Annotated in this window: 19 protein-coding genes; 8 read left to right on the forward strand and 11 right to left on the reverse strand. The window is 47.6% G+C overall.

What is annotated here, in order from left to right; all coding sequences use genetic code 11:
• The first annotated feature begins 1 nt into the window (after position 1).
• The 4 genes from selD to D1627_RS09240 all read left to right on the forward strand — a co-directional run bounded on the left by selD (position 2) and on the right by D1627_RS09240 (position 3459).
• On the forward strand, positions 2 to 1054 hold the full coding sequence (gene selD / locus D1627_RS09225; RefSeq protein ID WP_119431969.1) for a selenide, water dikinase SelD: 1053 nt from the start codon (positions 2 to 4) through the stop codon (positions 1052 to 1054).
• 10 nt (positions 1055 to 1064) lie between these two features.
• Complete coding sequence (locus D1627_RS09230) at positions 1065 to 1700, forward strand: hypothetical protein (protein ID WP_119431970.1); 636 nt, start codon at positions 1065 to 1067, stop codon at positions 1698 to 1700.
• Positions 1701 to 1731: 31 nt separating this feature from the next.
• A complete protein-coding gene (locus D1627_RS09235; RefSeq protein WP_119431971.1) occupies positions 1732 to 2502 on the forward strand; it encodes an alpha/beta fold hydrolase in 771 nt (256 codons plus the stop codon).
• Positions 2503 to 2742: 240 nt separating this feature from the next.
• The gene (locus tag D1627_RS09240; RefSeq protein WP_119431972.1) at positions 2743 to 3459 is read left to right on the forward strand and encodes an SAM-dependent methyltransferase; all 717 of its coding nucleotides are present in this window, start codon (positions 2743 to 2745) and stop codon (positions 3457 to 3459) included.
• A gap of 169 nt (positions 3460 to 3628) precedes the next feature.
• On the opposite strand, the gene D1627_RS09245 is transcribed toward D1627_RS09240, so the two are convergent.
• The 5 genes from D1627_RS09245 to D1627_RS09265 form a co-directional block, all read right to left on the reverse strand.
• Positions 3629 to 5152, reverse strand: coding sequence for a SusD/RagB family nutrient-binding outer membrane lipoprotein (locus tag D1627_RS09245; protein WP_119431973.1), 1524 nt, complete (start codon positions 5150 to 5152; stop codon positions 3629 to 3631).
• Positions 5153 to 5180: 28 nt separating this feature from the next.
• Complete coding sequence (locus D1627_RS09250) at positions 5181 to 8429, reverse strand: SusC/RagA family TonB-linked outer membrane protein (protein ID WP_233555576.1); 3249 nt, start codon at positions 8427 to 8429, stop codon at positions 5181 to 5183.
• A 701-nt stretch (positions 8430 to 9130) separates the two neighbouring features.
• The gene (gene feoB, locus D1627_RS09255; protein WP_119431975.1) at positions 9131 to 11284 is read right to left on the reverse strand and encodes a ferrous iron transport protein B; all 2154 of its coding nucleotides are present in this window, start codon (positions 11282 to 11284) and stop codon (positions 9131 to 9133) included.
• Positions 11285 to 11290: 6 nt separating this feature from the next.
• A complete protein-coding gene (locus tag D1627_RS09260) occupies positions 11291 to 11542 on the reverse strand; it encodes a FeoA family protein (RefSeq protein WP_119431976.1) in 252 nt (83 codons plus the stop codon).
• Between the two features lie 145 nt (positions 11543 to 11687).
• Positions 11688 to 14144 (reverse strand): bifunctional UDP-N-acetylmuramoyl-tripeptide:D-alanyl-D-alanine ligase/alanine racemase, encoded by a 2457-nt coding sequence (locus tag D1627_RS09265; protein WP_119431977.1) that lies wholly within the window; start codon positions 14142 to 14144, stop codon positions 11688 to 11690.
• 221 nt (positions 14145 to 14365) lie between these two features.
• Between D1627_RS09265 and D1627_RS09270 the strand changes: the two genes are divergently transcribed.
• Positions 14366 to 15313: an EamA family transporter gene (locus D1627_RS09270; protein WP_119431978.1), complete on the forward strand. Its 948-nt coding sequence runs from the start codon at positions 14366 to 14368 to the stop codon at positions 15311 to 15313.
• Between the two features lie 54 nt (positions 15314 to 15367).
• On the opposite strand, the gene D1627_RS09275 is transcribed toward D1627_RS09270, so the two are convergent.
• From D1627_RS09275 to D1627_RS09285, 3 genes are all read right to left on the reverse strand, one after another.
• Positions 15368 to 15664 (reverse strand): hypothetical protein, encoded by a 297-nt coding sequence (locus D1627_RS09275; RefSeq protein ID WP_119431979.1) that lies wholly within the window; start codon positions 15662 to 15664, stop codon positions 15368 to 15370.
• Positions 15665 to 16147: 483 nt separating this feature from the next.
• Positions 16148 to 18733: a DUF5686 and carboxypeptidase regulatory-like domain-containing protein gene (locus D1627_RS09280; protein ID WP_119431980.1), complete on the reverse strand. Its 2586-nt coding sequence runs from the start codon at positions 18731 to 18733 to the stop codon at positions 16148 to 16150.
• 98 nt (positions 18734 to 18831) lie between these two features.
• The gene (locus D1627_RS09285; protein WP_233555577.1) at positions 18832 to 19722 is read right to left on the reverse strand and encodes a DMT family transporter; all 891 of its coding nucleotides are present in this window, start codon (positions 19720 to 19722) and stop codon (positions 18832 to 18834) included.
• A 258-nt stretch (positions 19723 to 19980) separates the two neighbouring features.
• Between D1627_RS09285 and D1627_RS09295 the strand changes: the two genes are divergently transcribed.
• Positions 19981 to 20466 carry a regulatory protein RecX gene (locus tag D1627_RS09295; protein WP_119431983.1) on the forward strand — a complete coding sequence of 162 codons (486 nt, stop codon included), beginning with the start codon at positions 19981 to 19983 and terminating at the stop codon, positions 20464 to 20466.
• 323 nt (positions 20467 to 20789) lie between these two features.
• The gene (locus D1627_RS18670) at positions 20790 to 20972 is read left to right on the forward strand and encodes a PLDc N-terminal domain-containing protein (RefSeq protein ID WP_394342582.1); all 183 of its coding nucleotides are present in this window, start codon (positions 20790 to 20792) and stop codon (positions 20970 to 20972) included.
• Positions 20973 to 20997: 25 nt separating this feature from the next.
• Here the strand turns inward: D1627_RS18670 and D1627_RS09305 are convergent, their stop codons facing one another.
• Positions 20998 to 21633, reverse strand: coding sequence for a DUF4230 domain-containing protein (locus tag D1627_RS09305; RefSeq protein WP_119431985.1), 636 nt, complete (start codon positions 21631 to 21633; stop codon positions 20998 to 21000).
• A gap of 925 nt (positions 21634 to 22558) precedes the next feature.
• Between D1627_RS09305 and D1627_RS18280 the strand changes: the two genes are divergently transcribed.
• The gene (locus D1627_RS18280; protein ID WP_147383259.1) at positions 22559 to 22969 is read left to right on the forward strand and encodes a hypothetical protein; all 411 of its coding nucleotides are present in this window, start codon (positions 22559 to 22561) and stop codon (positions 22967 to 22969) included.
• Between the two features lie 73 nt (positions 22970 to 23042).
• On the opposite strand, the gene D1627_RS09315 is transcribed toward D1627_RS18280, so the two are convergent.
• Both D1627_RS09315 and D1627_RS09320 read right to left on the reverse strand, forming a co-directional pair.
• The gene (locus D1627_RS09315; RefSeq protein WP_119431987.1) at positions 23043 to 23942 is read right to left on the reverse strand and encodes a 1-aminocyclopropane-1-carboxylate deaminase/D-cysteine desulfhydrase; all 900 of its coding nucleotides are present in this window, start codon (positions 23940 to 23942) and stop codon (positions 23043 to 23045) included.
• A 173-nt stretch (positions 23943 to 24115) separates the two neighbouring features.
• The gene (locus tag D1627_RS09320; protein ID WP_119431988.1) at positions 24116 to 26560 is read right to left on the reverse strand and encodes a YfhO family protein; all 2445 of its coding nucleotides are present in this window, start codon (positions 26558 to 26560) and stop codon (positions 24116 to 24118) included.
• Positions 26561 to 26584 lie beyond the last annotated feature (24 nt).

Raw genomic sequence — 26584 nt, forward strand, 5'->3', positions numbered from 1 at the left:
CATGGAAACCATATCCACCGAAAGTATAAAACTGACTCAATACAGCCACGGCGCCGGCTGCGGCTGCAAAATATCGCCGAAGGTGCTCGATGCCATCCTGCACTCTGAGGTGCATTACCCGGAGGAGAAAAACCTGCTGGTAGGTAACAGCTCCCGCGACGATGCCGCCGTGTATGATATCGGCCAGGGCCGCGCCGTGATCAGCACCACCGATTTTTTTATGCCTATTGTGGATGATGCCTACGATTTCGGCAGAATTGCTTCGGCCAACGCCATTTCGGATGTGTATGCCATGGGCGGCACCCCGATGATGGCGATTGCTGTGCTGGGCTGGCCTATAGACAAATTGGCCCCCGAAGTAGCCAAACGCGTGATAGAAGGCAGCCGCAGCATTTGCCACGAGGCCGGTATTCCGTTGGCTGGTGGCCACAGCATCGACAGCCCGGAGCCGATCTTCGGGTTGGCCGTAACCGGTATGGTAGACATCAAAAACCTGAAGCAAAACGACACTGCTACCGCCGGCTGCGAGCTATACTTAACCAAACCGCTGGGCGTAGGCATACTTTCCACGTCTCAGAAAAAAGCCATACTTAAACCAGAGCACGCGCAGCTGGCCCCGCAGCAAATGATGCAGCTAAACAAAATAGGTGCGGATTTGGGCCAACTGCCGCAGGTAAAAGCCATGACCGACGTTACTGGTTTCGGTTTGATGGGCCACCTTTCGGAGATGTGCGAAGGCAGCAACCTAACAGCAGAAGTATACTTCGACAAAGTGCCAGTTATACCGGAGGCACTGGAGTACCTGGCGCAAAAAGCCATCCCGGGCGGCACGCACCGCAACTTCGACAGCTACGGCCACAAACTCGGTGAGCTAACCCCAGACCAAAAGCACCTGCTCTGCGACCCGCAAACCAGCGGCGGCCTGCTAGTTGCCGTAGACCCCGCTGGCCGCGAGGAAGTACTTGCGATTTTTGAGAAGTATGGTTTGCAACTGGAGCCGCTGGGTATGTTGAAGGAGCAGAACGGAAACAAGAAGCTGATAAGAGTGATATAAGCTGCAGCAGATGAGCAGAAGCAAACATAAGAAGCTATACTATGTTCCGGGGCTAATTAGTTTGGTCCTGTTGCCTCTGCTGTTGGTTTATATTGGCGAAGAGGTATTAGACAGGTTCAATAAAAACGTACTATACCTTAATGTAACTAACGAGGCCATAAGGGAAGAATTGGGCTGGCCTATTCCCGAGCGTGCATACACAGAACTAGCATTCACTGGAGACAGCACACACGATAGCAATACATCTAAGTACATCAAGAGCAAAACTAGGGGGTATATCGCCAGCAATGACACGTTAAATGGTTTACATATACTTTTTGACTCCAAAGCTAAATATGCTTCTCTAGTAGAAGTCTTAAATTACAATAGCTATGACAATGGAATAGTAGCCGGTTTTACTGAGAGTGGGATTTGGATGTTTTATAGACCACCTTATGATGGGCCATACTTGATTTGCGGAACTTCTACCATTGGTGATCCCGAACCATTTAATTTGATTGACTTCATAAAAGATACTACAGTAAAATATTTGCCAACTATAACTAAGCTCTGGCCTTCTCTTCTTTTACTGGCAATACTTACAGCAGTAAGCCTTAACAGAACATTAAGGCTTATACATAAACCATCACCTAATATACTTCCGTAAGCAAATAACTGATAATTGATCCCTGATAAATATGAAACTACACTATAAGGAAATGGGCCATGGCCAGCCGCTGCTGATTCTGCACGGATTGTTCGGCACATTAGATAACTGGGCAACGCTGGCCAAGCGATTGGCAGAGCATTACAACGTATTCTTAGTAGACCTGCGCAACCATGGCCGCTCTCCGCATAACGAGGAGCACAACTACGACGCCATGGCTGACGATGTCCTGCGCCTGGTGGATGAACTGAACATCCCAACGCCTGCTATCATGGGTCACTCGATGGGCGGCAAAGTAGCCATGAAGTATGCCCTGAAATACCCAACCCGGCTCACCCGCCTGATAGTGGTAGACATTGCGCCTAAAGCCTACCCGCCGCATCACGACGAGATTATTGAGGCGCTGCAATCAGTAGACCTGAGCCAGGCAACTAGCCGTGGTGAGATAGATGCGCAGCTGGCCAAAAGTATAAGTGAAGAAGATGTGCGCCTCTTCCTGATGAAAAACCTCTACCGCAAAGAGGATAACACCTTCGGCTGGCGCATGAACCTCGATGCATTAGAAAAAAACTATGAGCATATCGCCGCTGCCATTACAGCCGATGTACCGTTTAAAAAACACGCACTGTTTATAAAAGGCGGCCGGTCTGGCTATATCAAACAAGAGGATATCTATAGCAACATTGAGCACCTGTTTACTTTGGTTGAGGTAGAAACCATATCTGAGGCCGGCCACTGGGTACACGCCCAAGCCCCCGACGAGGTATACGACCTAGTTACCACTTTCCTGAGCGCCGACTAGCATTTGGATTTACTGGATTAGAAGATGAACTGGAGCTTAATCATAAGTATGAAATCTACTTCAGAATATTAACTCGGATTTATACTTCAAATGATCATTCTGTCCATTCTTACATCCTGCAAATCCTGATTCTGACATTGAACTGCCACCGCTAGAAGCTGTGGCAGTTTTGTTTATACTTTTGCAGGCCTTCGCAGTTTATCACTTAAGCAATCCAGCAATTACTTTTACCTTTGCGTTATGAAGAACACCGGCACTTTATATTTAATACCGACTATACTAGCTGATAACACACAGGATGAAGTGATATCTCCTCAGGTGAAGGAAACCGTACAGCACCTGACATACTTTATTGTAGAAAACCTGCGTACGGCTCGCCGCTATGTAAAAAGCATTTGTCCGGAGCTTGTAATTGATCAACTCACCTTTGTGCAGATTGATAAGGATGCTACACCTGCACAGGTTCAGGCCTCCTTAAACCCGACCTTAGAGCAAGGGAAAGATGCCGGAATAATCTCGGAAGCCGGCTGCCCCGGCGTAGCCGACCCAGGTGCTGAGGTTGTAAAGTATGCCCACCAGAAAAGCATAAAAGTGGTGCCATTTGCAGGCCCTTCGGCGATACTTCTCAGTCTAATGGCCAGCGGCTTCAGTGGCCAGCAGTTCTGCTTTCATGGGTACCTGCCCATTGAGAAACGTGACAGGCTACAGGCTCTGCGTCAACTCGAGAAGGAAATGCAGCAGCGCAACCAGACACAGATCTTCATGGAAACGCCTTACCGCAACAACAAGCTGCTCGAAGACCTGCTCTCTACCCTGCATCCGGAAACAAAACTGTGCATCGCTGCCAACATCACCTCGCCAGAGCATGAATTCATCCAAACCAAAAGTATAAACCAATGGCGCGGCAAGCTGCCCGATATACATAAGCAACCTGCCGTGTTCTTGATCTACAAGTAAAGACACAGAACCTTTATATGCACAAAGGCCCGGGCTAAAGTATAGCTTGGGCCTTTTTTGTTGCTAAATAAGAAAAGGCTCCCGGAAGCCGGGAGCCTTTGTCCAATGAAGAAGACTACTACCTAGTTTTCTTATCTATCTACTTTATTTAATCAATCTCTACATTATGTTATTTCACGTCCCACCAGGCTTTTACGCCTTTGCTATTTCCACCAATGGCTTGAACAGCTTTTTTATAATTCTCACCGTTCAAGGATGCTTCAACTAATGGGTAAGTCATTCTAAATGGAACAGTATCTACCTCAGGGTCAAGTGACCCCTCAGCTGGAAGGGCAAAAATTTCTTCTCCAGTATATGGGTCTTCAAAGTCTAAACGCAGTCTTTCCAGCCATCCTTGTATTCCTTGTCCATACATGGCAATCCACTTCTGAGAGCCTATTGCATCTAATGCCGTTTCAAGGTTAGTTGCCACATAAGGCACATTAGCTAGATATTGAACATATGCATCGTTGCTTAGACCTGCATTGTCAAAAGATGCTTTAATCCCTTTCGCATAGTGTTCTTGAGCAGTACCTGAAACACTTACCCCAAGATTTCTTGCAGCAATTTCAGCTAACATGAACTCAACCTCAGCATAATTAAGAATTACTGTAGGAGAAGTGGCGCCTATTAAGTAATCACTTGGAAGGCTCACAACTTTCGTGTTTCCATTTGAGTTACCTTCGCCAGCATCTAAGCCATAGGTCTCACCCACATACTGCAATTTGCCATTAGCATCTAAGATAGGCGTGCCATTATTATTTAATGGATCAGCATATACTGCTAAACGCGGATCATTGTACTTTTTCAGATAATCTACAAAAGGTGCTGAAACTGAAAAGTCTATACGCGTCTTGAATGCTTGGTTTAGTGGGTTATTATTTGGGGCACCATCAATCCAACGGAACTCTGCACTCTCAGAGTTACTCATGATGATGCCTCCGTTTGCAGGGTTTAATGACTTGCTTATTGCTGTCACTGCTGCTGACTCGTTTGCATCAATCATGCGCAATGCGATACGCAATCGCAGTGAGTTTGCGAATTTTTTCCACTTCGAAACATCACCTCCATAAATAATATCTCCAGAAGTGAAACTAGGCTTTGACTCATCTAAAGCTGCAATCTGCTCTTCTAATGTAGATAATAATCCTGCATATATTTCAGGTCCTGAGTTATACACTGGAGAAGCAATATCATTATTCAATGCTTCAGCATATGGTATCGAGCCACCGTAGATATCAGACAAATAATGGTAAGTCAAAACCTTAAATATCTCAGCGATTGCTATACGGTTCTCATATCCAGGAAGCTTTTTATCAGCATCAATTTTCTGAGCTTCAACTAACTCTCTTAATACGTCCTGGTAGAACTGGTTCCACATTGCATTATTTGTTCCTTCCCGTATTAAATAACGGCTTTCATCAGTATAATACGTTGAAGACCAGTATTGAGAATAATACATACCCATCCGGCCATTATTCCATTCATCTCCTATGTTATCAGCAAAGTTATACTGAGCTGTTGTCATAAGTTGTGCTGATGTAGCATCACTTGGCTGATTAGGATTGATGTTCATTTCTTCAAAGCCATCCGTACAAGACGACATGAGAGAAATACATGCTGCTCCTAATAATAATTTATTATATAACTTCATGTTAGTTCTAATTTAAATTCTGAATTGATTACAGTCCTAAAGTTAATGTAAAACCGTAAGAGCGAACTGAAGGTAGAGCACCTCCTTCAATACCCTGAATATTAGTAATTGAATTAGTGATGTTGGAAGGGTCAACGTGCTCAGAGTTTGAGCTTATCAACCATAAGTTTCTACCGACAAATGCCAGTTTCACATTATTAAAAGGTGTTTTACTAACCAATGAACTAGGAAGAGAATAGCCTAACGTTACCTCTCTTAAGTATAGGTAGCTTGCATCTACAACATCAGCAGCATTCAATCTGTATCCTCCATTGTAGTAGAAGTAATCACCCGCTGAAATCGCTTTAGTGTTTTGTGAGCCATCAGCTAAGACACCGTCAGTTACAATTCCGTCTTCACGGATAGTGCCAGCCGCCGTTCCTTCCAAGATACCTGAGTAGTTACCCCACATCTGTGTAGTTGAGAAGAAGTCTCCACCTTTCTGGAAATCTACAAGAGCAGACATAGAAACGCCTTTGTATCTGAATGTGTTTGTAACACCACCTGTAAAGTCTGGAAGAATAGATCCTATTACTTTTTGCTCTGATGTACGAGCATAATAGCCTCCAGCTGTAACTACTTTGTTACCGTTATCATCATATACATAATCGTAACCAATTATCGACCCAAAGGACTCTCCTTCACGTGCTTCAAGGCGCACTGCAAATGGGGCATTTGCAAGAATTATAGTTTTCTGCTCATCAGTCAGCTCAACAATTTTATTCTTGTTCTTAGCCCAGTTCACATTAACATCCCATGAGAAGTCATTGGTTTTTACCGGTGTACCATATAAGTTCAATTCAACACCTTTATTTTCAACCAATCCGGCGTTCACATACTTATATGTATGACCTGTTGCTGCAGAGCGGCTTATTGGCAGAATTTGGTTCTCCGTCTGTCTGTTATAGTATGAGAAGTTGAAGCCTAGCCTGTCATCGAAAACTCTAAACTCAGTACCTAACTCATACTCTGTTGTAATCTCTGGTTTTAAGTCAATATTAGGCAGGGTATTAGGCACAGACACTCTTGAGTCGGAGCCGAAAGGCTGATGCAGGTTATAAGACAGTAAAGTATTATACGGATCAGTATCATTACCAACCTTTGCTACTGCAGCTCTTACTTTGGCCATATTTAACCAAGAAGCATCTATTAAGTCTGTGAACACGTAAGAAGCAGACACAGAAGGGTAGAAGTATGAGTTCTCACCAGTAGGTAGGGTTGAAGACCAATCATTTCTAGCTCCAAGATCTAAGAAAAGAACATCATTATACCCTAAAGATGCACTAGCAAAAATTGAGTTGATCTGCTTCTCAGACTTATAATCATCAATAGATGGTCGACCTACCGAAGCCTCGAGGTTATATACCGCAGAGCTTAGGCCGTCAACTGTGGCGCCGTATAAATTACCACGGGTACGTGTCATTCTGTTTGCACCTACAAAAGCATTTAGAGAGAAGTTATCACTCAGGTCTTTATTGAAGTTAACAATACCCTGGATGTTGTTCTCCATAAAATTGATCTTGTATAAGCTATAGCCAGGTATATCCTGTGAGCCAATTGCTGTGCGCTCTTCTTGTATTTCCGAATATGTATCTGTGGAAACACGCAATTCACTGCTTAAGTAATCTGTGAATCTGTAGTTAGCAGTCATATTACCAAAGATACGATCTCTACTATCATTTTGATAGTTCATGTATCTAGTCCAGTAAGGGTTATCTGTATACTTTGGCGTTGGGTTATCCCAAGCAGTACGGTTCCAAGTAAGCTGTGTCCCATCCTCAAGCATATAGTTCTTAGCACGGTCCATATCTAGTTGGCGTTGTCCCCACTGCGTAAACTGTTGCATTACGTTTTTACCGTCGTAACCAGTACCTGGACGGCCTACAGCATCATGTGTCACGTAGTTTGCACTAGCAGACACATTTAATTTATCAGTCAGCTTGTAGCTACCATTAAAACCAATATTATGACGCTTGAGATCAGAATTTGGCAAAATGAAATCTTGGTCAAGGTTTGAATATGATAATCTGAATGATCCATTATCATTCGCGCCTTCAAATGCTACCGAGTTCGTTAAAGTAGTACCAGTCTCGAAGAAATCACGAATATTATCTGGCTGAGCCTCCCATTTTGCTAACTCTCCAAAGTTTGGATTGTTCTTATCTGCATCCCAGCTCCAGTAAGGGCGATATAACTGTCCTTCAAATTTCGGACCCCATGATTCATCTGTCGCGTAGTCTGGCACATAGTCATAGCTACCTTTTCCGTCTCCATCATCATATGCCCCTTGTCTTCCCTCTGGAAAGGCTTCAGGGTTTTCGTTGTAGTAAAGCTTAGTGAAACCATAGCCACCACCATACTTATTTTGGTACTTAGGCAAGACAGATACTTTATCTAAGGTCAGACCTAAAGTATAAGTTACACCAATGCCATTCTTCTTAGTACCTTTTTTCGTAGTGATTACAATAACACCGTTAGCTCCACGGCTACCGTACAACGCTGTTGCAGCGGCACCTTTAAGCACTGTCACTTCGGATATATCATTAGGGTTGATATCTTGTATAGCGCTACCATAATCGTAGCCTCCCCCACCACGCTGTTGGTCAGTAGAGTTTGTGTTAGAGTTTTCAATTGGAACGCCGTCAACAACAAAGAGGGCATTGTTGTTACCGAAGATAGAGCTAACTCCACGCATCGTAACTCGTGCTGATCCACCCATAGCACCGGAGTTGTTGCCAACTTGAACACCAGCTACACGACCAGATAATGAATTTACTACGTTTGTTTCGCGCACTTGACTAAGCTCATCTCCACCAACTTTTTGTGCAGAATAACCTATTGATTTTTCTTCGCGCTGAATACCTAGGGCTGTAACAACTACCTCGTTAAGTTGCTGTGAGTTGATAGGTAATGCAACATTAACACTGTTACCTGTAATTTGCTTTTCTACAGTTTGATACCCTATAAAACTAAACACTAATGTCGCAGCATTTTCAGGGGCATTAATAGAATAGCTACCGTCAGCACCCGTAGCAGTACCAACAGTAGTACCTTTTACTAGTACCGTCACACCTGGCAATGGCTGACTTGTGGAAGCATCCGTCACCTTACCGGTGATGGTCCTTACCTGTGCCATTGCCTGTTGCAGCAAAGCACTAACCAGTAAGAAGCTTAACAATAGAATTTTCTTCATTGTAATTTGTTTAAAGTGAGAGTTAAAGTTATTGTCTGATTGCAAGATTATAAGGGATTAACACCTTAAGTGGAGATTCATCGTAAACAGTTTACTTAAACAACAGAACACAAAAGACACAATAATCCTATTCTACTAGTTTGGCATTCATATGCAGCTAGCAGTTATTCTGATGTTAAAACAAAAGATATGTAAAGCTAAGTATACAGGTACTTTAAAATCAGCAACAATAAACTTAGCTATAACACTCTAATAATTAACAGATTGCATTGTCTTGATAATAGGAGGAGGAGGTTGAAAGCAGTGCTCCAAAAGCACTTTAGCAAGGAGTAAATCTTTCTTCATAAGTTATTTGTTTAAGGTGAGATAATTCAAGTATATTAAAATCGTATCATATTTACAAAATATTAATCACAATTTTCTGCTTTACCTCTACTTTAGCATCTTACCAAATATAGTTAAAACACTAATTTTCAACACATTAATAATTATCTCTATGTTGTTGAAGAAAACCGAAATTTTGGCAATGATTTTTAAGTCCTATTCTACTTTATATTACAGAAACCCATCACCCTATACGAGAACATACAAACAAATAGTTTTATTTATTTGTACAAAAAATACAATTTAAAGCTACAAGTCTATTGATTCTATTAGTGCTGATATATGATGAATATAGTAACAAACAAGGGAGTCCTTTTGGGACTCCCTTGTTTGTTACTACTCCTAAATATAAAGCTTAGCTTCTAGCTGAAGATGTGGTACGTGATAAATGCCATGACATAGGCCAGGCCACTCATATAAAGGAGCTGGGCCAGTGGCCAGGTCCAGCTTTTGGTTTCGCGGCGCACAATGGCCAGTGTGCTTACGCACTGCATGGCAAACAGGTAGAAAATCATGAGTGAGAAGCTACGGGCAGGCGTAAAGAACGGGTCGCCGCTGGCGTCTTTCTCAGACATAAGCTTGTTTTTGATCGTGCTTACGTTTTCCTCTTCGCCTATACTATAGATGGTAGACATGGTTCCCACAAACACTTCACGGGCGGCAAAAGAGGTGAGCAGCGCAATACCGATCTTCCAGTCGTAGCCAAGCGGTCTGATGATTGGTTCTATACTTCGGCCCACAATACCCGCATAAGAGGCTTCCAGTTGATAAGAGGCAATCTTGTTTTCCGTTTGCACCTCATTCAGGTTGCGGGACTGGGCTTCGGCAACTGCTTGCTCCCTAGCTTGCTCAAAGGTGTTCCCCGGGCCGTAGGAGGCTAGTACCCAAAGTATGATCGAGATAGCCACGATCACTTTACCGGCTTCAAACACGAAGGCTTTGGATTTCTCGATAATGGTAAGGCCCACGTTCTTCCAGCGCGGCATTTTATAGGTCGGAAACTCCATGATAAAGTAGCTGCGCTCTCGGGCCTTAAGTATAATCTTAAGCAGCAACGCAGATAGTATGGCCGCCAGAAACCCTATCAAGTACAAGCCCATCAGCACAAGGCCTTGCAAGTTCAGGAAGCCCAGGTAATACTTCTCCGGCACCACCAGCGCAATTAGCACAGTATACACCGGGATACGGGCAGAGCAGCTCATCAGCGGCGTCACGAAGATGGTGATCATGCGGTCTTTCCAGTTCTCGATGGTACGCGCCGACATAACCGCAGGCACCGCGCAGGCCACACCCGAGATCAGCGGCACCACGCTTTTACCGTTCAGGCCGAACTTCCGCATCACTTTATCCATCATAAAAGTAACACGGGCCATATAGCCTGTTTCCTCAAGTATGGCGATAAAGGCAAAGAGTATGGCAATCTGGGGCACGAACACCAGCACGCCTCCCAAACCGGCAATTACGCCTTCTGTCAGGAGGTCGATCAGCGGGCCATCAAAATTATCTTGGATTAACCCGTTTAGACCGGCAATGCCTTCGTCTATCAGATCCATGGGGTAGCTGGCCCAAGCAAAGATGGCCTGGAAGATGAGGAAAAGTATGGCGAAGAAAATCAGGTAGCCAAACACCTTGTGCGTCAGTACCTGATCGAGGCGGTTACTGAACTTTTCATCCTTCTCTACCTTCTCCACGCGCACGGCATCCAGCAGCAACTCGTTGATGCGGGTGTAGCGGTTTATTGTTTCGTTAGCCTGCTGTGCGTTAGACTCGAAAGCAGCTATCTCCAGCTGCTCGTGCAGCCAGGCAGCATCTTCATCCGAAAGAAACTTCAGGCTCTTATACTGGTGCGCAAACTGAAGCGCCAGGTAGTCATTGCTCAGGTTAAACCTGTGTTTAATGTTTTTCAGCAGCGGCTTGAGGTCAGCCGAAATCTCGAAAAAAGTATTTCGGTTAGGTTCCAGCTGTTGCGTCATTACAATTTTAAGCGCAGCCACGCCTATGCCTTTACGGGCATTCATAGGTATAACCGGCACGCCAAGCTCACGCTGCAAGGTCTCTACATCAATTTTTACACCCTCCTGCTCAGCCACATCCACCATGTTCAAAGCGAGTACAGCGGGCAGTTGCAGGTCGGCCAGTTGTGTAAAGAGCAGCAGGTTACGCTTCAGGTTAGAGGCGTCGGCGGTAACGATTACAAGATCCGGGAAGTGTCTGGAGGTAGGGTCATAGAGCAAATCCGTGATAACGCGCTCATCCAGCGATTTAGGATACAGGCTATATGTACCCGGTAGATCAATAATCTCGGCTCTGAGCTGCGGGGTAAGCTGGCTATAACCGGTCTTCTTATCCACTGTAACACCCGGGAAGTTGCCTACCTTCTGGTTTAAGCCCGTAAGTTGGTTAAAAAGTGAGGTCTTACCAGAGTTTGGATTACCGATCAGGGCAATTTTAGCCATGCCCGGACCAGAAGTAAGTGTGGAGGTCGGCTTTATTTCAGGTTGGGTTGCTACAGTCATGAAAATTTACTGCTTGAGTAAGATGGTCTCGGCTTCGTCTAAGCGCAGCGAGAGGGTATAGTTATTCACGATGATGGTAATTGGATCGCCGAACGGAGCGCGGCTGTTCATCTTAACACTGGTACCGGGTATGCAACCCATCTCAAGCAACTTAAGGCCCATCTCAGGGTCCTGGAGGCAGCATATAACACCATGTTCTCCTATCTTCAGGTCGCGCACAGATTTGCGCCCTTTATGCTCTTCTACCTTGTGTTGCACCTCTTAGCTGTTTTTATTTAGACTGCTTATAAACAACTGCAAGTTACGAGGTGTTCAACTTTATTGCAAAAGAATTGACGATTTGGCCGTTGCAAGTTCCGGCGATCGCCTGCAAAGTATAAACCTGGCATCGCCAGCACGCTTTTTACTCCGAATAAAAAACTCGCTTCACACGCGTGCTCACGTTTGTAAGCAACTCATAAGGGATCGTGCCGATGCGCTGCGCTAACTCAACCAGCGTTAACTGTGGGCCAAAAACAATAACGGTATCTCCGGCTTTCACTGGCAAGCCTGTTACATCAACCATGCACATATCCATGCACACGTTCCCGATGATTGGGCAGCGGTGGCCGTTAATGATAACCTGCCCCGCCCCGTTGCTGAACCGGCGATCGTAGCCATCGGCATAGCCTATGGCAATGGTAGCGGTGGTTTTAGCCACATCAGCCATACCTTTACGGCTGTAGCCCACGGTTTCGCCCTGCTTTATACTTTTAACCTGCGATACGGTGGTCTTCAGCGTGCTTACCGGGCGCAGTGCCTCCTGCTCCGAGCCGGTTGCCTCCACGCCGTACAAGCCAATGCCCAGGCGCACCATGTCCAATTGATGTTCCGGGAAACGCACAATTCCCGCTGAGTTTAGGATATGCTTCACCAGTTTATACTTCAGGCCGTTTTCCAGCGCGCTGGCCATACTCCGGAAGGCGGCGATCTGCTGCTCTGAGAAGTCGTTGTGCACGGCCTCATCGGCACCGGCCAGGTGGCTGAACGCGCTCACGACCTGCACCTGCGGATGCTGCGCCAGCATGGCAAGGAGCTTCTCAAAATCCTCTGGCACAAAGCCCAGGCGGTGCATGCCTGTATCCAGTTTCAGGTGTATTTTATACTTTGCCCCCACCTCCAGCGATTCCAGGAAAGCCTGTAACTGCTCCAGAGAATAGATTTCGGGCTCCAGATTGTACTGCCGCAGCTTGGCAAAGCTATCCTGCGAAGGGTTCATGACCATAATGGGCAGCGTGATGCCATTCTCGCGCAAAGCTACGCCCTCGTCTACGTAAGCCACTGCCAGGTAATCCACCCGGTGAAACTGCAGCAGGTTTGCCACCTCGAAGCTGCCGCTACCGTAGGCAAAGGCCTTTACCATCACCATCAGCTTTGTGTCGGGGGCAAGTTTGGCCCGGTAGTAATTCAGGTTGTGCACCATGGCATCAAGGTTAACCTCCAGCACCGTGCCGTGCACCTTCTGCTGAAAAGCCTGTACAATCTTCTCAAACCCGAACACACGCGCGCCTTTCACTAAAATCAGCTCGTTGCGGAAACTGGCAGGCTCAAAGTGCTTCAGGAAATCAGTGGTGGAAGTATAAAAGTCAGCCTCAGAAAACAGATGGCTATACTTACCGATGGTTGGCCCAATACCGATTAGCCGTTGCACCTTATGTGCCTGCACCAGGCTGGCGACCTTTTCGTACAGCTGCTCTTCTGGCAAGCCCGATTCCAGCAAATCGGAAAGTATAAGCGTGCGTTTCCCGCGTTGCGGTTGGCTAGCCTGCAAATCCAGCGCAATGGCGAGGCCGGCCAGGTCATTGTTATAGGTATCGTCTATCAGGTAGCAACTGTTTATGGCCTCCTTCATTTCTAGGCGCATGGCCACGGGGTGCAGGCGGTCCAGGCGGTCCTGGATGTCGGATAGGGGCAGGCGGCGGTGCAGCAGCACGGCCAGGCAGTGCAGGGCATTCTCCACAGAAGCCTCATCAGTAAAAGGTATGGCCAGCCGCTGTTTTTCACCTGCAAATGTATACACCACAATGGTTTTATGGCCCACGGTAGAGGTGGCGTTTATAAACAGGTCTGCTTCGGGGTGCTGCCGGCTCCAGGTAAACGAGTGTATGCCCTGGGCCTGCACCTGCTGGTGCAGCAGGTCGTAATCGGCGCAGTAAAACAGCAGCTCAACGTGAGCAAACAGCTTCAGTTTTTCCGTTACTTTTTGCTCTCTGGATGCAAAGCCTTCATCGTGGGCGCTGCCGATGTTGGTGAATATGCCTAAGGTGGGCTGAATAACCTGCTCCAGGTTTTCCATCTCGCCGGGTTGCGAGATACCAGCCTCAAAGATTCCGTAGGTATGCATAGGCTGGATCTGCCACACACTGAGCGGCACACCCAGCTGCGAGTTGTAGCTGCGCGGGCTTTTCACCACCAGTTCCTCGGGGCTCAGCAACTGCGAGAGCCACTCTTTTACTATTGTTTTGCCGTTGCTGCCGGTAATACCCAACACAGGTATATTAAACTGCGCCCGGTGCCAGGCCGCCAGGGCCTGTAAGGCATTGAGGCTGTTCTTTACCTGCAAAAAGTTGGCCTCTGGATAAAGCTGCTGCAGTTCTTCGGGCTTGCCCTGCTCTACCACAAACGCGCGCACGCCCTGCGCATACAACTGGCCCAGGTACTTGTGCCCATCGTTATACTTTCCCCGGATGGCAAAAAACACCGTGCCAGCCGGCTGCGACAGCTTGCGGCTATCGGTGAGCAGGTGCACGATGGGTAGCGGCTGCACCAACTGCACCAGCTGCGCCCGGGTTATACTTTGTAACTGCTGAAAGGTAAGCATGCGGTAGCGTTTATACTTCTACATCAAAGATAGGAAGGGAAAGTTTAAAAGTTAGAGAGATAGAGGAGTTAGAAAGTTAGAAGGTTGGGAAGTTAGAAAGGTGTGCTGAGTTGACTGACTTTCCTCGGAGCAATCAACAAACTAGCAATTCAACCATGCAGCAATTAACAATCAACAATTAAACCCCTACCTTTGCGCACTTTTATACTTTTGAGTGACCTATGGAGGCTACTAATACCAAACCATACTACGCTGCGGGGCTGGCGGCATTTATTATCTGGGGTTTCATTCCTTTCCCGTTAAAGGCGCTGGCCGCATACCCCAGCGGACAGATTTTATACTTCCGGATAGGGCTATCGGTGGGGCTGCTGTTTATTATATCGCTGCTGTTTCGGCGCAGGCAGCTAAAGGCCACCTGGGAGCAACTGAAGTCCGTTACCACGCATGAGAAACGCATGTTCTGGCTTTATACTTTCCTGGGCGGCGCCTTGCTTACCACCAACTGGCTCACATTCATCTACGTTGTCAACCACATCGATATCCAGACGGGCTCTTTTTCATACTTGCTTTGCCCCATAATCACGGCTGTGCTGGGCTTTCTGCTGCTAAAAGAAGAACTCCGGATAAACCAGTGGTTTGCCATTGGCCTAAGCGCGCTGAGCTGCGTGTTGGTGGGCACCGGCGAGCTAACGAGCCTGCTGTTTAGCTTGCTTATCGCTCTGAGCTATGCGTTTTACCTGATTACGCAACGCCTGCTAAAAGCCTACGATAAGATTGTACTCCTAAAGCTGCAGCTTCTGGTGGCGTTTATACTTATCGGGCCGTTTTATACTTACCTGGCTGATGAAGGCGCGCACCTGGATACGCACTTTTTCTTGAACATTGGCCTGCTTAGCGCGGGCTTTACCGTGCTGCCGCTGTTCCTGAACCTTTTTGCACTGAAAGAGCTTACCTCGGGCACCATCGGCATCCTGATGTACATTAACCCGATCCTTAACTTCCTGATGGCTTTTTTATACTTTGGGGAGCAGACAACCGGCACCAAAATAGCAGCTTACCTGATCATTTTTATCTCCGTGATTATTTATAACCTACACATAAAAAGCCGCAAGAAAGGCGGTGATGGCCTGGTTATTCCGCCGGTTGGCACTACGGCTGTGGTTAAATAGAAAGAGGCCTTGCCAATTAATCAGCAAGGCCTCTTTCTATAGATTAACTACTTATTATTCTTTACGTCTTTTCTGTTCGTCCAGCTGCTCCATTTGGCGGGCCGCTGAGTCTACATTGGGGTTCATGTCGCCAAACTGGTCAGCCTGCTCGCCGGTAACGGCTGTGTCGCCGATGGGCGCTGGGCGCGGATTGTTTAGGTTAGCGGCACTCTCATCCTCTTCTACAATGGCTTCGGAGGTGCTCACGTCGTCGGTTGGGTTAGACTCGGGGCGCTCGTTGCTACAGCCAAAGCCCACAACAGCGGCAAAGGCCACGGCCACGCCCGATTTTAATATGTTTGATGTATTCATAGTCTTAGTTACTTGGTTCTTCGGCTATTTTTAACGGCCTGCACGCTAATTGGTTATCAGGAGCCATACCTGCACGGCCGGTTCATACTTTAAGCCATCAGAAACCGAAGCCAACCATAAGGCCCGTTCTGGCCCTGTTTCCTTCCTGAAAGGCCACGGCCACGCCCGATTTTAATATGTTTGATGTATTCATAGTCTTAGTTACTTGGTTCTTCGGCTATTTTTAACGGCCTGCACGCTAATTGGTTATCAGGAGCCATACCTGCACGGCCGGTTCATACTTTAAGCCATCAGAAACCGAAGCCAACCATAAGGCCCGTTCTGGCCCTGTTTCCTTCCTGAAAGGCCACGGCCACGCCCGATTTTAATATGTTTGATGTATTCATAGTCTTAGTTACTTGGTTCTTCGGCTATTTTTAACGGCCTGCACGCTAATTGGTTATCAGGAGCCATACCTGCACGGCCGGTTCATACTTTAAGCCATCAGAAACCGAAGCCAACCATAAGGCCCGTTCTGGCCCTGTTTCCTTCCTGGAACGAGGTTACAAAATCCACGCGCAGCACTTTAAAGATGTGCTCAATGCCTAAGCCAAGCTCCATGTAGTTCCTGGATTGCTGCGTGTTCAGGTAGTTTATACTTACCACCTCCTGCAGTTTCAGCTTACGGAACAGCGGAATCTTGTTAAAGATAAAGCCGTTGAAATGATGCTCGTAATGCGCCTCCAAGTAAGCGTTGTTCGTGCTGTAGCGGTAATAATCCAGCAGCTGGAAGCCGTTGTACACACCTGCCACCAAGGTGCGGTTGCCGTTAAAGTGCTTGTAATCCATCAGCCGCATATCTTCCTTGCCCCAGAACACGCCCCCGATCGCGCTATACTTGCTGCGGCCCAGCAGGCCAAAACTAATGTCGTCGCTCAGGCTAAGGGCTGCCGTGTGGTACTTTACGTCGCCACCAAGCGCTTTCAGGCCACCGCGGTAACTCAGCGTAAAGGTCGGGTACTTAGAGCCCAGGTTTATTTTATCGTCGGGGCGGGTAATGTATTCCTGACCGGGCTTAAAACTGAGCGCTGCGCTAACCGTAAGGGCCTGGTGCGGCGAAAAAGCGGCATCGGCCAGTTCAGCGTTTACGGGCACGTTCGGTGTAAAGCGGCTTTCCACGTCATCCATCCCCTTCCTAAAACTGAAGTCTGCAGTGTTCTGTAGCGGCATGCGGTGGGCGTAATCGGCGCCCAGGCTCAGCCTCACCCCATTCCAAAGCTCGCTGCGGTAAGTTATGCGGCCAAAATCGCGCTGGTACAGCTTCATGTAGTTGCGCTCGGCAAGCCAGGAATAAAGCGTATTTACGAAAGGTGAGATCGGGTTCAGGTTATTGATCTGGTACACGTAGCGGCCGCCCTCCACGGCAATATTGCTGTTCTTGAATGGGTCAAAGTGATAGCTCATGCGCAGTTTCCCGTTGAGCTTTTCGTTGCTGAAACCGTAGCGCACGGCGGGCTCAATGGTATAAGACCGGCGGTCCTCGAAGCGCTTCACAAACTCCACGCGCAGGTCGGCGGCCACGCCCTCCACGGTGTTGTACTGCAAAATACTCGGGCCTCCCGTCAGGCTCAGCAGCGGGTCAAAACGGTAAAATTTGCGCTCGTATGTGTTGGAGTACGTATAGCCGCCCAGCAGAAAGCTCCCGAACGAGGGCTTGTTGCGCACCGCATCCAGCGAGTCCTGGTACGGTCTGGAGTTTTTGATCACCTCGAGGCTGTCCTTTTTATGGTAATCTGCCACTTCCTCCTGCGTGAGCGGCACCGGGCGCACACTGGCCCAGTACGCAGAATCGCGTTTGTTAGAGCCTTTCTCTACCAGCAGTACCTCCTTGCTGAACACTTTATCGCTGATAACAGGTTGCTCCGGCTCGGGTGCCTGCACAGGTTCTACAAGCTTATACTTAGGCTTTTTAGGAGGTTTAGCAGCGTCGATAATTGGCTCCTCTTCGGGCTCCACTTCCTCCAGCTTGGGTGGTTTGGCATAGGCTGGCTGCACTTTATACTTCGAGTACACGCCCATGGCATAGCCGCCACCTTTAAAGCCCAGGCCAGCCGCCTCAAAATCGAAGCGCTGCGACACAGGCAGCCATACTTGCTCTGTAACCGGGGCGTATACTTGCCGCACCCTTATCCAGTCCACAAACTCAATTCCGGCGTTTTTAGTCAGCTTGAGGTCGGTGCTATGGACGCGCCAGGTGCCATCCACAATGTAAATATTACCGGCAAACACCGGGTCGTTTTTGCGGCGCGGGATAACTTTGATCTTATTGATGGTGTGGCCGTTTTCCTGAAAGGTGCCCAGGTACTCGAAGCGGTAAAAAAACAGCGCATTGTTGGCCAGCGGCGACACGAAGCCGCGCTCGCTCAGGCCCTGCACCTTCAGCAGCGGGTCGTAGAAACTGATGTTCATCTCGGAGGCCTGGTTAAAGCTAAAGCCTTTCTTCTGGCCGCTCACCTTGCTCGAGATCATGCGTTCATGGATTTTGTTGGGCCGCTTATACGCAAGCTCCGACACCGACTCCGACAAGTACACAATGCCCGTATCCACATCCACCACTTTTATACCCAGTATCTTGGAAGGCACTTTATCCATGCGGGCCACGCTTTTCATGTACACGCGGGCGCTCCAGGCCAGTGCTTCGTCGCGGTGGTATTTGCGCAGCCGGATAGCATTGCGCATGATGCTGTAAGCCGGGTCCTCGTCGGTGGCGCGCACCACCACCTCTTTCAGGTTAAGCACCTCGGGCTGCAATGTTATATTCAGTTCCTGGTCGTCGGCCCCGATGGTTACGGTTTCGAGGTGGGCACGATACCCGACATACTTAAACTCTATGGTGTACGTGCCCGGCGCCAATGCTAATTGGTAAAGGCCCTGGTCGTTGGTGGCAGTGCCGCTGGCAGTCTCTTTAATGTAGATGCTGGCAAAGGGTAAGCCATGGTTGTTTTCATCGGTCACGCGGCCGCGCAATGTACCGGCCCAGGCAAGGGCAGGCAAAAACAGCAGCAGCAAGAGCAGGTAGCAAAAGCGCATGTGTGTAAGGTTAAAGCTAAAATCTATGAAAAGGTACAGACGAAATGCAGATAATTTAGCACATGATTATACTATTTATACTTTAGGTGCATTTATACTTACACTTCTTCTTCTGTAGAGCTTTTTTGGGCAGCTAAGGTTGCTTTTCTGGTGATATTATTTTTGTACTGCACGTTCAGCAACACGCCCAACAGTACCAGTGCCATGCCTGCATAGGTCCAGACATTTAGTAACTCGCCGAAGAAAATAAAACCGAACAGCAGTGCATAAATAATACCAATGTAGGTAAGGTTCGCGACTTTAGAGATCTCCTCGTTCTGGTAAGAGAGCGTCATATAATATTGCCCCAGCTGCGTAAAAAGGCCCACTAACAGCAGCATGGCCCAATCCCAGCCTTCGGGCTGCACCCAGTTAAACAAAGTATAAATACCCACCACCGGCAGCGTTACCAGCGGAAAATAGAAGATAATGACCAGCGGGTGCTCCTGCACGTTCAGTTTGCGCACGATGCTATAGGCCAGGCCCGTAAAAACTGCACTAATTACCCCCAGCCATAGATACAGACTGTCTACGTTTGTTTCAACGCCCTCAATTACGAGCACGCCGGCAAAAGAGATCAGGAAAAAAACCCATTGCCATAGCCTCACCCGTTCCTTCACCATAAAATAACCTATAATGGCCGTAAAAATCGGCGACAGGTACTGCAACGTGGCGGCGGTTGCCAGGGGTATGTTTTGCAGCACATTAAAGAAAAGTATAAGCGCCACGGCCCCAACTGCTCCTCGTGCAAAAAGCCACTTCCGGTTATTGCCCCATACACTCACACCTGCTCTCCTCAGAAAGGCCATGCTAATTACCAGCGAGATCAACGACCTGAAAACGATAATTTCCTCTGCCGGTATATGCGGCACCCACTTCACGCACACCTGCATCAGCGCGAAAAAGAACGTAGACAGCAGCATGTATATTACTCCTTTTGATAACTTCATTTTTAACACTTTTCACAACAAAGGTCAGGCTTTTGCCCGTAGATTGCTAATAGTGGTTAACTTGCTTATGGTTACTGATTGTTGGTTGATGATTGTTAATTGTTGGATGGTTGAATTATTAGATTGTTGGTTGTTAATTGCTGGGAAGAAAAACCTACCACTAAGCCACACCTTTCTAACTTCCCAACCTTCTAACTTTCTAACCTCTCTACCTCCCAACCTCTCTAACTCTTTAACCCTCTAACTTACTTTTCTCTTTTGGAACGCGACAAGAAAAAGAAAACCTATACCCCCAAAGAAGCCTTGCTGAAGGCTGCTGCCTACTGCGCTTACCAGGACCGCACGCAGCAGGAGGTGCGCGATAAACTTTACTCCTACGGCCTTGAGCCCGACGATGTAGAGGAACTGATCGTGCGCCTAAGCCAGGAAAAAATGATTGATGAGGAGCGCTATGCCCAAAGCTACGTGCGCGGCAAGTATGGCCTAAAGAAATGGGGTCGTCGCAAAATCATGCAGGGCTTAAAAGGGAAAGGCATTTCTGATTACTGCATCAAGCAGGGCCTGAAAGAAATCGACCCCGACGTATACGAGCAAAACCTGCTGCAACTGCTGGAAAAGAAGAACGCCACCGAGAAAGAGAAAAACCCGTTTACCCGCCGCCAGAAACTCACCTATTTTCTAATGAGTAAAGGCTATGAGAACGATCTGATTCAGGATGCGCTGAAGGGGCTGGAAGAAAAGTAGTACTTTGCTTTTGCTAATTCTACAGCACTAGTTGAAAAATCTGTGAATCTCCCATACCTGTAATGCAAAGTGTAGCTACGTATTTCAACCATGCTTTACTGTTGCTGCATCTCATCAGCGTCTAAAAGGTTGTGAAGCCATCCAAGAGCACATTGCTGTTCCACGGCGCGACAAACAGGTAGGCTAGCATTGCAAAGCCCGGCTATATTATTTAACTTTATCTTGTAACACATTCATTATCTAAAACTTGCCCCATCGCCATGATTACAAACCAACTAATTTCTATCAGCAGTAACTTAGTCACTTGGCAAACACTTTTATTCATGGTTTGCACCACATCAGTTATTCTATGGCTTTGGGCACTCCAAGATATACTTAGGAACGACTTCAAGACAGGTACAGACAAGTTAGTATGGGTAATCGTAGTTGTGGTTCTACCAATAGTGGGCGCTGTGCTTTACCTCCTGATTGGCAGGAAGCAAAAAAGAGACATTACTGCGGCCTAAAAGCAGTTACTATTATCAGACAGACCTATTGTTTAGGCGGCAGTTCTGGGTTCTGAACTCTCCGCTGTGGCACCAGCACCACGCGGCGGCCAGTTACTTCCTCTAAGATCGGTTTCAGTATTTTTTCGGCGTTTACTTTGGTCTGGCTCAGGATACCGGAATTTAGAGCGGCGCGCTTTACATTATTTTCGGCGTAAGTATAAGCTTCTTCCACAAGGTCTGCATCCTGAAAGTATGTGTTCTCTTTGCTGAAAACCTTTGATTTGCTGTGATCTACTTTGTAATAACAGACCTCTGGGTCCGGCAGCGCCACCTGCACCAGCGAATCGCCCTGAAACTGTATGTCGGCCTGCGTGATTTTAGTAAAGTCAACGCAGCCTACAGCCTCGCCAGCCACAATCAGCACCACTTTGGAGTTGGGCACCCACCGCGACACGTTTTTCTCATACTCTACCACATCCTTGAAATTGTAACGCACTAATTCCATTTTGCCAAGATCCTCCACTGAGGTGAGAACAGTGTTGAAATTCACCACTACCTCCGGCTCTTCCTTTTTATCCGGCTTGCTAAAAAACTCGCCAAAAGTGCGCCACAGGTACACGCCGAGCAAAATCAATAGAATCCAGGGGGTGAGCTTAAGTATAAAACGAAGTAGGGGCATAGGTGCTTATTCAGGATATATGTTCAAATACGACGTTGCAAATATAATGCTACAAAAAAGCGTTTATGGCACTGCAAAAAATCCTTAGGTAAAAGTCCGCTTTGTTAATACCTTACATCTTTTAACACGTGTATTTTCATACTTGGCACATCATATTTACGGCAAACTCAGGACCCAAAAGAAGGCAGCCGCAGCATGGCTAGCAGCCCCGAAGCGATTACAGTTACTCATACTTTTGAGGCTGTTGATGAACATTGCTTTATACTTTAGGTTTGGGGTGAAAATCGTTTTCGACAGCCACAGATACCTTGCCTATGCTGATTCGTTAATGGCAGGCGAGACTTACTGGTATAGAGCAGATAGCATCCTTTATTCAGGGTATACCTTTTTCTTAACTGCTATTCTGCACTTGCTAGAACTCCCGATCAAATCAGTAATTCTGATACAGGTACTAGTATCTGGTTTGGCACTTATCTGCCTCTATAGTGCAGTGTATAACCTCACAAGTAACCGTGTAAGCAGCTTTATATGCTCCTTTCTTTATATAGCCTGGCCCGAGATACACCTATGGAATTTCTATATCCATACTGAGTCATTGTATATAAGTACCAGTATTTTTATACTTTATTACCTATCCATAAAAACCAAGAGCAGGTTCGACACGATAGCCTGCGCCTTATTATTCTTGTTCGTTGTTGTGCTGCGCCCCAATGGTTTTTTTCTTGTGATCGGAGTAATAGGCTATCTTATCCATAGGTTCCATGAAAGATTTAGCCAAAGCAGTAAGCTTACGTTTTCGGTAATAACCTTGCCTTTTTTAGCTTATGGGGCATACATTTCTTTGGAGATTTACTCACCTATAAACAGCCTATTGCAAGGGCACGCAATACAAGGGTATCAGGATGTTCGGATTAACATGAAGCCTATGCCTTCAAATACAGCCGGTGCTGGAGTTATGCAGATGTTTTACATTGTGGCAGATCAGCCGGTTAACTATATAAAGTTATTGCTGTTGCGCTTTGGTTACTTTTGGGGGCAGGTTAGGCCATACTACTCTGTCATACATAATGCAACTATTGTGGTTTTCTATCTGCCGGCATATTTTTTTGCTTTGAAAGGCTTCAGAAAGATTCTTCAGCACCCAATCTATACGTTTATGCTTACAGTCATGTCGCTTCAGACATTGATGGTCATGGCTCTGGCAGTAGACTGGGACAATAGGTTCATGGTGCCGCTCTTGCCTTATATTTTTGTATTCACTAGTATCGGATTAACATCTTCCAGTACATATAACCATGTATCTAGCGTAGCTTCTCAAACTGGTTCTATTGTTTAAAAAGTTGCCAGCGGGCTCATACCTGTAAGGATTCTGAGCTTTTATCTTTTCATCAAAATACCACAACAGCTCCTTACACCTTCAACCCAAGCCGCTCTGTAAAGCCTGCGTTGCCTTGCAGCCCGCCCGTGTGCACCGCTACAATACGGCTGCCCGCTTCGAAATAACCTTTTGCTATCAGGTCGAAAAGGCCGAAAAGCATTTTGCCTGTGTAAATGGGTTCTAATTGTATACCGTATTGCTGCTTAAACTGCTCCATGAAGTTTAGCAGCTCGGGTTTTACCTTGGCGTAACCTCCAAAATGATAGTCTGTGATAAGCTGCCAGTTTGTATAAGTTTCTCCGCTGTAAGCCTGCACCAGTTGCTGCACTTCATCTTTCAGAAAATCACCGCCTTTAAGCGCCGGGAAGCCCAGCACCTGCTGCTGCCCTGCTAACCCCGCCACAATACCTGCCAATGTGCCGCCAGTGCCCATGGCACAGCAAATGTAATCGTAAGCCATATCGATGTCCTGAACGATCTCGGTGCAGCCTTTCACCGCTAATAAGTTGGTGCCGCCTTCGGGCAAAAGGTATACCTGCCCAAACTGCTCTTGCAAGGCTGCCAGAAACGCAGGTTCGTCTTTTAATCGATACTTTTCGCGGCTGATGTAGTGCAGCGCCATACCCGTTTCGGTAGCCAGCGCCAGGGTTGGATTCAAAGGTAAATGCTCTTCCCCGCGAATGATGCCTATGGTACGCAAGCCATACGCCTGCCCGGCCGCAGCCGTGGCCGCAATGTGGTTAGAATAAGCGCCGCCGAAAGTTAGCAAAGTATGATGCCCCTGCCGCTGCGCTTCCTGCAGGTTATACTTCAGTTTTCGCCACTTATTTCCCGAAATATGCGGATGCAGCAGATCTTCGCGCTTTACCCATACTTCTACGCCACGCTCCTGCAGCCACTTGCTCTCCAACTTTTGCACTTTTGCTTCCATACCTGGTAAATATTGGCAAAAAAAGAAGCCCCGGCAACTGCCAGGGCTTTCTGTTTATACTTTGAATTGCTGAATTGTTGAATGGTAGATTGTTGAGTTGTTGATTGCTCCAAAGGAAAACCATCAATCAACGTACCTTTCTAACTTCCCAACTTTCTAACCTTCTAACTTCATTAAACTTTCGCTACCACCGGCTGCGCTACGGGCTGCTTTTTTATCGCGTAGTAGATTGCGCCTGCAATAACCAACAGCAACAGGATCGATGAGATTAACGAGATGGTGTTGCCAAGCGAATAAGCTTTTGGAGCAAACTTAAATTCTATGGTATGTTTGCCCGCAGGTACTTCCATGGCGCGCAGCACGTAGTTTGCCCTGAAATGATCTACCGGCTCGCCATCCAGGTATGCCTGCCAGCCATCAGCGTAGTAAATCTCAGAGAACACTACCAAACCCTCGCGAGCCGACTCCGACTCATACTTAAGCTCGTTAGGCGCATAGCTCACCAGCTTAATGCTTGCGCTGTCTGCGTTGAAATGGCGGCGCTCTACTTCAGGGAATTTAGCCACATCTACCACAGCCGTTGTGCCGGCATCAAACATGGTTAGGGCCTTGATTTCCTCATCCGGTGATTCTACCGGTTTTACCTCCGATACAAACCAGGCATTGCCCAGCGGGTCTGGCACGCGCTGCACGGGCTGCTGTTGGTTGCCAGTAATGGCATACTTGGTGTTCAGCATGCGCAGTACCTCCAGGTTATTCTGCGAAATGTGCCTATCGATCAAATCCTGGTAGCGGCGCAGCTTGGCACCGTGGTACCCGCCTACCGATTTGTGGAAGTATGACGTGCGGGCATCGTTAAACGGATTCGGTAAATTGATAACCCGATAGCTCAGGTCCTTGTCCTGCAGGATCAGTTGGTCTGCCTGCGTTGGCTGGAAATAGTTAGCTTCTACCTGGCGCTGGAAATCGTTGCTGTTCAGGTAGCGCTTATCTACTGTCCATAAATCAACAAGCAGCAGCACGCCCACGCCTGCCATAGCCACCGTAGCGGATACTTTGTTTTTGATGTAGAAGTATAGCAAGCCGCCTGCCAGCACAATAAACACCAGGGAGCGGAAAGCATCGGAGCGCATCATACTTGCGCGGTCGGCGCGGATGGCATCGATCGGGAACTGTGCCTGTATCAGTTGCTGGTCAGAATCCGAAATAAAGCTTGCAGAGCCTGCAAACAACCAAACCAGCAAACACACACCTGCGGTTATACCGCCTGAAATTAGCAATTTCTTATCCAGGTTCTTGATCTCGTCGCGCTCGCTAAGCAGTTTCCAAAGGGCAAGTATAGCCAGGAAAGGCATCGTAATCTGGGCGATAACCAGGGTAGATGACACCGCTCTAAACTTATTGTATAGCGGGAAGTAATCAAACATAAAGTAGTTTAGGGCTTCGAAGTTTTTGCCCCAGGCCAGCATCATCGAAAGTATGGTTCCGGCCACCAGCCAGCTCGTCCAGCGGCGGTTCACGATGAAAAGGCCCAGCACAAACAGGAAGCACACAATGGCGCCCACATACACGGGCCCGCTCGTCATTGGCTGTGGCCCCCAGTACATAGGCAAGCCTTGTTTTACCAGTTGCTCGGCCTGCGCGGCAGGCGCACCCATGTTCAGGAATGCGTTGTAGGTTTCAGAATCAGTATCGAGTGGCGCGCTGCTGCTGCCGCCGTAAAAGTCCGGGATCAGCAGGGTAATGGTCTCGCCAACGCCGTAGCTCCAGTTAAAGGCATACTCGCGGTCCAGGCCGCTGCCAACTTTCTCGCCGCTGTTTGGCTCGGTCAGCTCAGATTTGCCCCGGATGCTATACTTGCTGTACTCAGCAGTTGTATACAACCTCCCAAAGTTAACGCCTACTGCCAGAATGGCGGCTACCAGCAGTACCAGGCCGCGCTTAAACAGCTCGGCAAACGCACCGTTCTTGATAGCGTAAACAATCTCCACCACCGCAAACACAAGCACCAGCAGGAGCATGTAATAAGTCATCTGCAGGTGGTTGAAGTGCAGGTTCATAGTAAGGCCAACCGCAAAAAGCGCAGCGCCCACCCAAAGGTTTTTGCGCAAGGCGTACACAAGCCCGCCCAGCACCATCGGTATGTAAGCAATCGTCAGGGACTTAGTGTTGTGCCCCGCCTCCAGGATGATCAGGTTGTAGGATGTAAACGAGAACGCCACCGCGCCGATAATGGCCAGCCAGGAGCTCATGCCCATTGCCACCAATAAAATGTATGCGCAGATCAGCGTAATGAATATATTGCCCGCCAGTGCCGGCAGGTCAAATGTCAGGATTTTGTGGATGTAGCCAGACCAATCGCCGGGGAAGTGGGTTTGGATAAGGTAGGCTGGCATGCCCCCAAACATAGAGTTGGTCCAGAGGGCCTCATTGCCGGTTTGCTCCCGGTAATCCTGTATTTCTTTGGCACCGCCCTTAAACTGCAGGATGTCGTGCTGGGCCAGGCCTTTGTTTTCAAACAGAACCGGCGAGAAGTATACCGCCGTCAGGAGCAGGAAAATAACTACTGCGATGGCATGTGGCAGCACATCGCGCTTAACGTTGAACGAAGTTGTCATATCTTTCAAAAAACCTCAAATAGA

The sequence above is a fragment of the Pontibacter oryzae genome, from assembly GCF_003576375.1.
Taxonomy (GTDB): domain Bacteria; phylum Bacteroidota; class Bacteroidia; order Cytophagales; family Hymenobacteraceae; genus Pontibacter; species Pontibacter oryzae.